The sequence below is a fragment of the Streptomyces composti genome (genome assembly GCF_012034205.1).
In the GTDB taxonomy this organism is placed as follows: domain Bacteria; phylum Actinomycetota; class Actinomycetes; order Streptomycetales; family Streptomycetaceae; genus Streptomyces; species Streptomyces composti.
The window spans coordinates 205642-217608 of the sequence record NZ_JAATEM010000003.1 but is presented as its reverse complement, the minus strand read 5'-3'; the positions used below and the strand labels follow the sequence as shown (position 1 = coordinate 217608).

At 67.9% G+C, this 11967-nt stretch carries 8 protein-coding genes; 1 reads left to right on the top strand and 7 read right to left on the bottom strand.

Annotated elements, in window-relative coordinates; translation table 11 throughout:
- The first annotated feature begins 6 nt into the window (after nucleotides 1-6).
- Complete coding sequence (locus HCJ93_RS04065) at nucleotides 7-678, top strand: YqjF family protein (RefSeq protein ID WP_309141300.1); 672 nt, start codon at nucleotides 7-9, stop codon at nucleotides 676-678.
- A gap of 157 nt (nucleotides 679-835) precedes the next feature.
- Here HCJ93_RS04065 and gdhA read toward each other — a convergent pair whose 3' ends face one another.
- The 7 genes from gdhA to HCJ93_RS04030 all read right to left on the bottom strand — a co-directional run bounded on the left by gdhA (nucleotide 836) and on the right by HCJ93_RS04030 (nucleotide 11915).
- Nucleotides 836-2203 carry an NADP-specific glutamate dehydrogenase gene (gene gdhA, locus HCJ93_RS04060; protein WP_373563547.1) on the bottom strand — a complete coding sequence of 456 codons (1368 nt, stop codon included), beginning with the start codon at nucleotides 2201-2203 and terminating at the stop codon, nucleotides 836-838.
- Between the two features lie 360 nt (nucleotides 2204-2563).
- Entirely contained in the window at nucleotides 2564-3757 is a 1194-nt protein-coding gene (gene tuf / locus HCJ93_RS04055) for an elongation factor Tu (protein WP_167991115.1), read from the bottom strand.
- A gap of 154 nt (nucleotides 3758-3911) precedes the next feature.
- On the bottom strand, nucleotides 3912-6038 hold the full coding sequence (fusA, locus tag HCJ93_RS04050; protein WP_167991113.1) for an elongation factor G: 2127 nt from the start codon (nucleotides 6036-6038) through the stop codon (nucleotides 3912-3914).
- A 39-nt stretch (nucleotides 6039-6077) separates the two neighbouring features.
- Nucleotides 6078-6548, bottom strand: coding sequence for a 30S ribosomal protein S7 (rpsG, locus tag HCJ93_RS04045; RefSeq protein WP_167991111.1), 471 nt, complete (start codon nucleotides 6546-6548; stop codon nucleotides 6078-6080).
- Nucleotides 6549-6550: 2 nt separating this feature from the next.
- A complete protein-coding gene (rpsL, locus tag HCJ93_RS04040) occupies nucleotides 6551-6922 on the bottom strand; it encodes a 30S ribosomal protein S12 (RefSeq protein ID WP_003948652.1) in 372 nt (123 codons plus the stop codon).
- Nucleotides 6923-7293: 371 nt separating this feature from the next.
- Nucleotides 7294-7851, bottom strand: a complete 558-nt coding sequence (locus HCJ93_RS04035) for a DUF1707 and DUF4190 domain-containing protein (RefSeq protein WP_309141299.1) — start codon at nucleotides 7849-7851, stop codon at nucleotides 7294-7296.
- A 164-nt stretch (nucleotides 7852-8015) separates the two neighbouring features.
- Nucleotides 8016-11915 (bottom strand): DNA-directed RNA polymerase subunit beta', encoded by a 3900-nt coding sequence (locus HCJ93_RS04030; protein ID WP_167991108.1) that lies wholly within the window; start codon nucleotides 11913-11915, stop codon nucleotides 8016-8018.
- Nucleotides 11916-11967 lie beyond the last annotated feature (52 nt).

Genomic DNA, 11967 nt, shown 5'->3' with positions numbered 1-11967 from the left:
CACATCGTGTCCTCCACCACGATTCACCCCTCCGGACGCCCTGCGCCGGCCGACCCGGCGGATGTCGCACCGCTGCTGCCGCCGGGCACCGTGCCCGACACCCTGGACGGGGTCACCTACGTCGGCCTCGTCCCCTTCCGCATGCACCGCGTCGGCTGGCTGGGCCTGCCCGGCGTGCCGTACCTCGGCGACTTCCCCGAGACCAACGTCCGCCTCTACTCCGTCGACTCCCGCGGCCGGCGCGGCGTCGTCTTCCTGTCCCTGGACGCGGCGCGCCTGATACCGGTGGCGGTCGGGCGCCTGGGCTTCGGCATGCCGTACCGCTGGTCCCGGATGCGCGTCGAGCACCGCCCCGACGGCACGCTCACCTACACCAGCACCCGCCGCCGGCCGGGCGCCCTCCGCGCGACCAGCCGCATCACCGTCCGCCCCGGCGAGCCGATCGACGACCCCACCCCTCTCGAGCACTTCCTCACCGCCCGCTGGGGCATGCACGGCACCCTCTTCGGCCGTCCCCTCCACCTCCGCAACACGCACCCCCGCTGGCCCCTCCACCGGGCCGAGCTCCTGGAGTGCGACCAGACCCTGCTGACCGCGGCCGGTCTCCCCCACCCGGCCGGCCCTCCGGCGAGCGTCCTCTACTCCCCCGGCGTCCCGGCCCGCTTCCCTCCCCCGTGACCGGGAAGGGGCGTGCCGTGGCGACCGCGGGCCATGCGGGCCGGCGTACGCGGCTGCAGGCCGGCACGGCCGCGGCACCGCGGGCAACGAGCCCGCCGTAGCTGCGGGCAGAGCCGGGTCCCACACGAACCCGCCCGCCCGCGCAACGCCGCGCCCGTCAGATGACACCCTGCGCGAGCATCGCGTCCGCGACCCGCTCGAACCCGGCGATGTTGGCACCGGTGACGTAGTCGCCGGGAGCCCCGTACCGTTCCGCGGTCTCCGCGCAGGTCGCGTAGATGTCCGCCATGATCCGAGCCAGCTCCGCCTCGACCCGCTCGGCCTTCCACGACGTCCGCGACGCGTTCTGCGTCATCTCCAGCGCACTCACCGCGACGCCGCCCGCGTTCGCCGCCTTGCCGGGCCCGAACGCGACACCGGCCTCCTGGAACAGATCCACGGCCTCCGGCGTGGCCGGCATGTTGGCCCCCTCGGAGACCGCCTTCACCCCGTTGCGGATCAGCGCGGCCGCGTCGGCCGCGTTCAGCTCGTTCTGCGTGGCCGACGGCAGTGCCACATCGGCCGGCACCTCCCACACACGCCCACCGGGCACGAACCGCGCCGAGCCGCCCCGCCGCTCCGCGTAGTCGCTCACCCGTCCGCGCTCGACCTCCTTGACCTGCCGCAGCAGCTCGACGTCGATGCCCTTCTCGTCCACGACATAGCCACTGGAGTCCGAGCAGGTCACAGGATTGGCCCCGAGCGCGGCCAGCTTCCCGATCGTGTGGATCGCGACATTGCCGGACCCGGAGACCACCGCGGTCTGCCCCTCCAGATCCTCCCCACGGGCACGCAGCATGGCCTCCGCGAACAGCACGTTCCCGTACCCGGTCGCCTCGGGCCGGATCAGCGAACCGCCCCAGCCGGCGCTCTTGCCGGTCAGCACCCCGCCCTCCCAGCGGTTGGTGATCCGCCGGTACTGCCCGAACAGGTAGCCGATCTCGCGGGCGCCGACGCCGATGTCACCGGCCGGGATGTCGGTGTACTCGCCGATGTGCCGGTACAGCTCCGTCATGAAGGACTGGCAGAACCGCATCACCTCGGCGTCGCTGCGCCCCTGCGGGTCGAAGTCGCTGCCGCCCTTGCCGCCGCCGATGCCGAGCCCGGTCAGCGCGTTCTTGAAGATCTGCTCGAAGCCGAGGAATTTGATGATCCCGAGGTTCACCGACGGGTGGAAGCGCAGTCCGCCCTTGTAGGGGCCGAGGGCGCTGTTGAACTCCACCCGGAACCCGCGGTTGACGTGGACCCTGCCCTTGTCGTCCTGCCAGGGCACCCGGAAGATGATCTGCCGCTCAGGCTCGACGAGCCGCTCCACCAGCCCCGGCTCCGCGTACTCGGGCCGGGCCTCGAGCACGGGGGCGAGCGTCTGCAGCACCTCGCGCGCGGCCTGATGGAACTCGGGCTCCGCCGGATTGCGGCGCTCGACCTCCGCGCGCAGTCGGTCGAGCGAGTCGGAGGCGCTCTTCGAGATGGGTCGTGTCACCACGGGGTTCCCTTCTGGCACGGCTGCTCCCTCTACGCATGCCCAGAGGTACGCAGGAACCGCGCCGGACGCTCGGCACTGACGCGCCGGGCATGACTGCGGATGCTCGGCACCATTGCCGCGCGCAGGGCTGTGGCCGCGTCACGCGGACGTCCCGCGCAGCGACCCAGCCCATGGTGCCCCCGCCCGGCCACGAAAACCAAAAGAATCGAGTCACACCACCGGCCGGCCCTCTCCGGCCCGAACCCGGATCGCCCCCTCGGCGCCGCTGTCATGCCCGCACGCCAAGGGGCCCGCACGACTGAAGTCGTGCGGGCCCCTTGTGGTGCTCGCGGTGGAGCTACCAGGTCAGATCAGCAGGTCTTACTTGATGATCTTGGTGACCTGGCCGGCGCCGACGGTCCGGCCACCCTCGCGGATGGCGAACTTCAGGCCCTCCTCCATGGCGACGGGCTGGATCAGCTCGACGCGCATCTCGGTGTTGTCGCCCGGCATGACCATCTCGGTGCCCTCGGGGAGGTTCACCACACCGGTCACGTCCGTGGTACGGAAGTAGAACTGCGGGCGGTAGTTGTTGAAGAACGGGGTGTGGCGGCCACCCTCGTCCTTCGACAGGATGTAGGCCTGGGCCTCGAACTCGGTGTGCGGGGTGACCGAGCCCGGCTTGATGATGACCTGGCCGCGCTCGACGTCCTCGCGCTTGATGCCGCGGAGCAGCAGACCGACGTTCTCACCGGCCTGGCCCTCGTCGAGCAGCTTGCGGAACATCTCGATGCCGGTGACCGTGGTGGTGGTCTTCTCCGGCTTGATGCCGATGATGTCGACGGTCTCGTTGACCTTGAGGACACCACGCTCGATGCGGCCGGTGACGACCGTACCGCGACCGGTGATGGTGAAGACGTCCTCGATCGGCATCAGGAACGGCTTGTCGATGTCGCGCTCCGGCTCGGGGATCGCGGTGTCGACGGCGTTCATGAGCTCCAGGACGGACTCGGCCCACTTCTCGTCGCCCTCGAGCGCCTTGAGCGCCGAGACCTTGACGACCGGGACCTCGTCGCCGGGGAACTCGTACTCGGAGAGGAGCTCACGCACCTCGAGCTCGACGAGCTCCAGGATCTCCTCGTCGTCCACCATGTCGGCCTTGTTCAGGGCGACCACGATGTACGGCACGCCGACCTGGCGGGCCAGGAGCACGTGCTCCTTGGTCTGCGGCATCGGGCCGTCGGTGGCGGCGACCACGAGGATGGCGCCGTCCATCTGGGCAGCACCGGTGATCATGTTCTTGATGTAGTCCGCGTGACCCGGGCAGTCGACGTGGGCGTAGTGACGCGCCTCCGTCTGGTACTCGACGTGCGCGATGGAGATGGTGATACCGCGCTGGCGCTCCTCGGGAGCCTTGTCGATCTGGTCGAAGGCCGAAGCCTCGTTCAGGTCCGGGTACTTGTCGTGCAGCACCTTGGTAATGGCGGCCGTGAGGGTCGTCTTACCGTGGTCGATGTGACCGATGGTGCCGATGTTGACGTGCGGCTTAGTCCGCTCGAACTTCGCCTTCGCCACTGGGGTCCTCCTGTGGAGTGGTTCTGTACGCCTTACTCATCGGCGCCAGGTGATCTTTGCTGGGAAACCCGGGCCCGGGGCATTCCGACAGGTTGATGGCGGAATGCCCCTTGCAGGCTCCGGGGTCAAGCCTACGGCGTATGGACGGAGTCCGTTACTCGCCCTTGGCCTTCGCGATGATCTCCTCGGCGACGTTCCGCGGAACCTCGGCGTAGGAGTCGAACTGCATCGAGTAGCTGGCGCGACCCGACGTCTTGCTGCGGAGGTCTCCGACGTAGCCGAACATCTCCGACAGGGGCACGAGGCCCTTCACGACGCGGGCACCGCCCCGCTCCTCCATGGCCTGGATCTGGCCACGGCGGGAGTTGATGTCGCCGATGACCTCACCCATGTAGTCCTCGGGCGTGGTGACCTCGACGGCCATCATCGGCTCCAGGAGCACGGGCGAAGCCTTGCGCGCGGCCTCCTTGAAGGCCTGCGAACCGGCGATCTTGAACGCGAGCTCGGAGGAGTCCACCTCGTGGTAGGCACCGTCGAGCAGCGTCACGCGGACGCCGGTCATCTCGTAGCCGGCGAGAATGCCGAACTGCATGGCCTCCTGGCAGCCGGCGTCGACCGAGGGGATGTACTCCTTCGGCACGCGGCCACCGGTGACCTTGTTGACGAACTCGTACGAGGCGTCGCCGCCCTCGATCGGCTCGATCGAGATGATGACGCGACCGAACTGGCCGGTACCACCCGTCTGCTTCTTGTGGGTGTACTCGACCTTCTCGACCGCCTTGCGGATGGTCTCGCGGTACGCCACCTGCGGCTTGCCGACGTTGGCCTCGACCTTGAACTCACGGCGCATGCGGTCGACCAGCACCTCGAGGTGCAGCTCGCCCATGCCGCCGATGATGGTCTGGCCGGTCTCCTCGTCCGAGTGGACCTGGAAGGACGGGTCCTCCTCGGCCAGGCGCTGGATCGCGACGCCGAGCTTCTCCTGGTCGCCCTTCGACTTGGGCTCGATGGCGACCTGGATGACCGGCGCCGGGAAGTCCATGGACTCCAGGATCACCGGCTGCTTGTCGTCGGAGAGCGTCTCACCGGTGGTGGTCTGCTTCAGACCCATGACGGCGACGATGTCGCCGGCGCCCACCGACTCGATCTCCTCACGCTTGTTGGCGTGCATGCGGTAGATCTTGCCGATGCGCTCCTTCTTGCCCTTCACGGAGTTCAGCACCTGGGTGCCGGACTCCAGGCGGCCGGAGTACACGCGGACGAAGGTGAGCTTGCCGAGGTGCGGGTCGCTCATGATCTTGAACGCCAGCGCCGACAGCGGCTCCTCGTCCGACGGCTTGCGCCGGATGACCGTCTCCGGGTCCTTCGGGTCGTGACCCTCGATGGCCTCGACGTCGAGCGGCGACGGCAGGTAGCGCACGACCGCGTCGAGCAGGGGCTGCACGCCCTTGTTCTTGAACGCGGTACCGCAGAACACGGGGGTGACGGTGGTGCCGCCGCCCTTGCCGGAGGCGATGGTGATACGGCGGATCGCCGCGTACAGCTGCTCCTCGGTGGGCTCCTGGCCCTCGAGGTACAGCTCCATCAGCTCCTCGTCGTTCTCCGCGACGGCCTCGAGCAGCTTGCCGCGCCACTCCTCGGCGGCCTCGGTGTGCGTGGCCGGGATGTCGACGACGTCGTACATCTCGCCCTTGGCGGCCTCGGCGGACCACACGAGCGCCTTCATGCGGACCAGGTCCACGACGCCCTTGAAGTCGGCCTCGGCACCGATCGGCAGCTGCATGACCAGCGGCTGCGCGCCCAGGCGGTCCTTGATCATGTCGACGCAGCGGTGGAACTCGGCACCGGTGCGGTCGAGCTTGTTGACGAAGCAGATGCGCGGAACGCCGTAGCGGTCCGCCTGACGCCACACGGTCTCGGACTGAGGCTCGACGCCGGCAACGCCGTCGAACACCGTCACGGCACCGTCGAGCACGCGCAGGGAACGCTCCACCTCGACGGTGAAGTCGACGTGGCCCGGCGTGTCGATGATGTTGATGGTGTGGTCGACGTTGTCCAGCGGCCAGTGGCAGGTGGTGGCAGCAGAGGTGATCGTGATGCCACGCTCCTGCTCCTGCTCCATCCAGTCCATGGTGGCAGCGCCGTCGTGGACCTCACCGATCTTGTAGGAAACGCCGGTGTAGAACAGGATCCGCTCGGTGGTCGTCGTCTTGCCCGCGTCGATGTGGGCCATGATCCCGATGTTGCGGACCCTGGCCAGGTCAAGCGAAGTGGTAGCCATAAGGCTTCAGTCTTCTCTCGGTCTCGATGGGGTCTGCGACTACCAGCGGTAGTGCGCGAAGGCCTTGTTGGACTCGGCCATCTTGTGCGTGTCCTCGCGCTTCTTCACAGCGGCACCGAGGCCGTTGCTGGCATCGAGGAGCTCGTTGAGCAGACGCTCGGTCATGGTCTTCTCCCGACGGGCGCGGGAGTAACCGACCAGCCAGCGCAGTGCCAGCGTGTTGGCACGGCCGGGCTTGACCTCGACCGGGACCTGGTAGGTGGCACCACCGACACGGCGGGACTTGACCTCGAGGGTCGGCTTGATGTTGTCGAGAGCGCGCTTCAGCGTGATGACCGGGTCGTTGCCGGTCTTCTCACGCAGGCCCTCCATGGCGCCGTAAACGATGCGCTCGGCGGTGGAGCGCTTTCCGTTCAGCAGCACCTTGTTGATGAGAGAGGTCACCAGGGGGGAGCCGTAAACCGGGTCGACGTGGACCGGGCGCTTCGGGGCGGGGCCCTTACGAGGCATTCTTACTTCTCCTTCTTGGCGCCGTAACGGCTGCGGGCCTGCTTGCGGTTCTTGACACCCTGGGTGTCGAGGGAGCCGCGGATGATCTTGTAACGAACACCCGGCAGGTCCTTCACACGGCCGCCTCGCACGAGCACGATGGAGTGCTCCTGCAGGTTGTGTCCCTCACCCGGAATGTAAGCGGTGACCTCGATGCCGCTGGTCAGACGCACACGCGCGACCTTGCGGAGGGCCGAGTTCGGCTTCTTCGGGGTGGTCGTGAACACACGCGTGCAGACGCCTCGACGCTGGGGCGAGCCCTCGAGTGCGGGCGTCTTGTTCTTTTCGACCTTGTCCTGCCGGCCCTTACGGACCAGCTGCTGGATCGTAGGCACTACTTCTCCGGTTTCTGTGTGCCGATGGGTACAGCTAACCTGGAACGTCGCCGACCCACGCGGTCGGGTGTGTCGAATCGTGCGGACCTTCGCCACAAGGCGAAAAGAAGCGCAGATTGCGGTGGCCGTTCATCGGCCTCCGGTGCGGTTGTGATGGCACGCACGAAGGCCAGGGCACACCCCAGGCACAAGGTCTGAGCGTACCTATCGCATTCGCTGCGGTCAAAACAAACTGGCGCCGCCCACAGGGGTACTGGACACATGTCAAGACCCCGCGTCGAAGACGATCTTCAAATCTCCGGCCCGCGGGTGATTCGGGTGATTTGTTCATCGTAGGACGCACCCTCGCCCAGTACCCCCCGGAGCTCTCTTCAGGCAGCCACCAGGGCCAGCACGAACGACAGGATCAGCAGCGCCGCCCACGCCGCGTTCGACAGCCACCCGAGCGCCAGCCCGGTCAGCGCCAGCGCGTCCCCCTCCTCACCGGTGCGCGCCATCTCCGCCCGCGCGGCATGCCCCAGCACCACCGCGGGAATGCCGGTCAGCCCGAACGTCAGCAGACACAGCCCACCGCACACCGCCGAGGCCACCGCCTTGCCGTTCACCCGCGGCCTGGGCGCCGGCAGGAACGAAGGGGGCACGGGATGCGCCACGGGGTGCGGAGCGGGACCCTGCGGCAGATCCGCCACCAGCAGCGCCAGCTCCCCCACCGTGCGCGCCGCGTACGCCCGCGCCACGCGCCCCTCGAACTCCTGCTGCTCCATCCTCCCCTCGCCGTACCCGGCTCTGAGCACGTCCACGGCCCGCTCCCGGTCGGCGTGCGAGGCGAGCATCGACGACGCGTTCTGAGGGCCCCACGGCTGCCACGGCTGCGGGACACCGGGCTGCTGCTGCCAGGGCTGCCACGAGGGATACGACGGCTGCGACACGGGGCACCTCCCGGAAGGCCGGAGTGTCTCCATGATGCGCCCGGCGGCCCGATCGGGCACCGACGAACCACCGGCGGATCTCCGGGAAGCGCCGGCGGGCCCTCCGGGCACGCCGAAGGGCGGCCACCCCTCGCGGAGTGGCCGCCCTTCAGTGGACGTGCGCCTTACTGGTTGTACGGACCGTAGTCGTAGTCCTCCAGCGGGACGGCCTGGCCGGAGCCGGTGCCGAACGGCGAGTAGTCGATGTCGTCGTAGCCGACGGCCGAGTACATGGCGGCCTTGGCCTCCTCGGTCGGCTCGACCCGGATGTTGCGGTAGCGGGACAGGCCCGTACCGGCCGGGATGAGCTTACCGATGATGACGTTCTCCTTGAGGCCGATCAGCGAGTCGGACTTGGCGTTGATCGCCGCGTCCGTGAGGACTCGCGTCGTCTCCTGGAAGGACGCTGCCGACAGCCAGGACTCCGTGGCCAGCGAGGCCTTGGTGATGCCCATGAGCTGCGGACGGCCGGAGGCCGGGTGACCGCCCTCCTGGACCACACGACGGTTCTCCTGCTCGAACTTCGAGCGCTCGACCAGCTCGCCGGGCAGCAGCTCGGCGTCGCCGGACTCGATGATCGTCACCCGGCGCAGCATCTGCCGGATGATGATCTCGATGTGCTTGTCGTGGATCGACACACCCTGCGAGTTGTAGACCTTCTGGACCTCGCCGACCAGGTGGACCTGGACGGCACGCTGGCCCAGGATGCGCAGCACGTCGTGCGGGTTGGTGGCACCCACGGTGAGCTTCTGGCCCACCTCGACGTGGTCGCCCTCGCTGACCAGGAGACGGGCGCGCTTCGAGATCGGGTAGGACGTCTCGTCGCTGCCGTCGTCCGGCGTGATGACGATCTTCTTGGTCTTCTCGGTCTCCTCGATCCGCACGCGGCCGGAGGCCTCGGAGATCGGGGCGACACCCTTCGGGGTACGGGCCTCGAAGAGCTCGACGACACGCGGCAGACCCTGGGTGATGTCGTCACCGGCCACACCACCGGTGTGGAAGGTACGCATCGTCAGCTGGGTACCGGGCTCACCGATGGACTGGGCGGCGATGATGCCGACCGCCTCGCCGATGTCCACCAGCTTGCCGGTGGCCAGCGAACGGCCGTAGCACATCGCGCAGGTGCCGACGGCGGACTCGCAGGTCAGGACCGAGCGGGTCTTGACCTCCTCGACGCCGCGGGAGATCAGCTCCTCGATGAGCACGTCGCCCAGGTCGGTGCCGGCCGGGGCCAGGACCTGGCCGTCGACCACGATGTCCTCCGCGAGGCACCGCGCGTACACCGAGGTCTCGACGTTCTCCGCCTTGCGCAGCACGCCGTCCGCGTCGCGGTTGGCGATCTTCAGGCGCAGACCGCGGTCGGTGCCGCAGTCCTCCTCGCGGATGATGACGTCCTGGGAGACGTCGACCAGACGACGGGTGAGGTAACCCGAGTCGGCGGTACGCAGAGCCGTGTCCGCCAGACCCTTACGGGCACCGTGCGTGGAGATGAAGTACTCCAGCACGGACAGACCCTCACGGAACGAGGCCTTGATGGGCCGCGGGATCGTCTCGTTCTTGGCGTTCGACACCAGACCGCGCATACCGGCAATCTGACGCATCTGCATCATGTTGCCTCGCGCACCCGAGTTCACCATCATGAAGATCGGGTTGGTCTTGGGGAAGTTGTCGTTCATCGCCTCGGCGACCTCGTTGGTCGCCTGGGTCCAGATCTGGATGAGCTCCTGCGTGCGCTCGTCCTTGGTGATCAGACCGCGCTCGTACTGCTTCTGGACCTTCTCGTCAGCGGCCTCCCACTTGGCGACGATCTCCCTCTTCGCCTCGGGAACCACCACGTCGGAGATGGCGACGGTGACGCCGGAACGGGTGGCCCAGTAGAAGCCGGCCGCCTTCAGGTTGTCGAGCGTCGCCGCCACGATGACCTTCGGGTAGCGCTCGGCGAGGTCGTTGACGATCTCGGAGAGCTGCTTCTTGCCGACCTCGTAGTCGACGAACGGGTAGTCCTCGGGCAGCAGCTCGTTGAAGAGCGCACGGCCCAGGGTGGTGTTCAGCCGGAAGCTGTCACCGGGCTGCCACTCGGGCTCACCCTCCTCGCGCGCCGGCGGGGTCCAGCCGCGCGGCGGGATGGTGCCGACCGGGAAGCGCACGTCGATCTTCGACTGGAGCGACAGCTCGCCCGCGTCGAAGGCCATGATCGCCTCGGCGACCGAGGAGAAGGAACGGCCCTCGCCCTTCAGGTCGCGCATCTCGCCGTCGGTGGTGAGGAAGAACAGACCGAGGACCATGTCCTGGGTCGGCATCGTCACCGGGCGGCCGTCGGCCGGCTTGAGGATGTTGTTCGAGGACAGCATCAGGATGCGGGCCTCGGCCTGGGCCTCCGCGGACAGCGGCAGGTGCACGGCCATCTGGTCACCGTCGAAGTCCGCGTTGAACGCGGTGCACACGAGCGGGTGAATCTGAATGGCCTTGCCCTCGACCAGCTGCGGCTCGAAGGCCTGGATGCCCAGACGGTGCAGCGTGGGCGCACGGTTCAGCAGCACCGGGTGCTCGGCGATGACCTCTTCGAGGACGTCGTACACCACGGTGCGGCCACGCTCGACCATGCGCTTGGCCGACTTGATGTTCTGCGCGTGGTTCAGGTCGACCAGGCGCTTCATCACGAACGGCTTGAACAGCTCCAGCGCCATCGCCTTCGGCAGACCGCACTGGTGCAGCTTCAGCTGCGGACCGACGACGATCACGGAACGCGCCGAGTAGTCGACACGCTTACCGAGCAGGTTCTGGCGGAAGCGGCCCTGCTTGCCCTTGAGCATGTCGCTCAGGGACTTCAGCGGACGGTTGCCCGGGCCGGTGACCGGACGGCCGCGGCGGCCGTTGTCGAAGAGGGCGTCAACGGCCTCCTGAAGCATGCGCTTCTCGTTGTTGACGATGATCTCGGGCGCGCCGAGGTCCAGCAGCCTCTTCAGACGGTTGTTGCGGTTGATGACCCGGCGGTACAGGTCGTTCAGGTCGGAGGTCGCGAAGCGGCCACCGTCCAGCTGCACCATCGGACGCAGGTCCGGCGGGATGACCGGGACGCAGTCCAGGACCATGCCCTTGGGGCTGTTGGAGGTCTGCAGGAACGCGGAGACGACCTTCAGCCGCTTCAGGGCGCGGGTCTTCTTCTGGCCCTTGCCGGTGCGGATGATCTCGCGGAGCTTCTCGGCCTCCTCCTCGAGGTCGAAGGACTCCAGGCGCTTCTGCAGCGCCGCGGCACCCATCGAGCCGTCGAAGTACGTGCCGAAACGGTCGCGCAGCTCGCGGTAGAGCAGCTCGTCGCCCTCGAGGTCCTGGACCTTGAGGTTCTTGAACCGGTTCCACACCTCGTCGAGGCGGTCGATCTCGCGCTGCGCACGGTCGCGCAGCTGCTTCATCTCGCGCTCGGCACCCTCGCGCACCTTGCGGCGCACGTCGGCCTTGGCGCCCTCGGCCTCCAGCTCGGCCAGGTCCGCCTCGAGCTTCTTGGCGCGGGCCTCCAGGTCGGCGTCGCGGCGCTGCTCGATCTGCTGGCGCTCGACGGAGACATGGGCCTCCAGCGAGGGCAGGTCGCGGGCGCGGCGCTCCTCGTCGACCCAGGTGATCATGTAGGCGGCGAAGTAGATGACCTTCTCGAGGTCCTTCGGCGCCAGGTCCAGCAGGTAGCCCAGGCGCGACGGGACGCCCTTGAAGTACCAGATGTGCGTGACAGGGGCGGCCAGCTCGATGTGACCCATCCGCTCACGGCGCACCTTGGCGCGCGTGACCTCGACGCCACAGCGCTCGCAGATGATGCCCTTGAATCGGACGCGCTTGTACTTGCCGCAGTAGCACTCCCAGTCCCGGGTCGGACCGAAGATCTTCTCGCAGAAGAGTCCGTCCTTCTCGGGCTTGAGGGTGCGGTAGTTGATGGTCTCGGGCTTCTTGACCTCGCCGTGGCTCCACTGACGGATGTCGTCAGCGGTGGCCAGGCCGATCCGGAGCTCGTCGAAGAAGTTGACGTCGAGCACTATGCGTCAATCCCTCTCAGGGTCGTAAGTCTGTGGTCTGAAACGGGGGTCC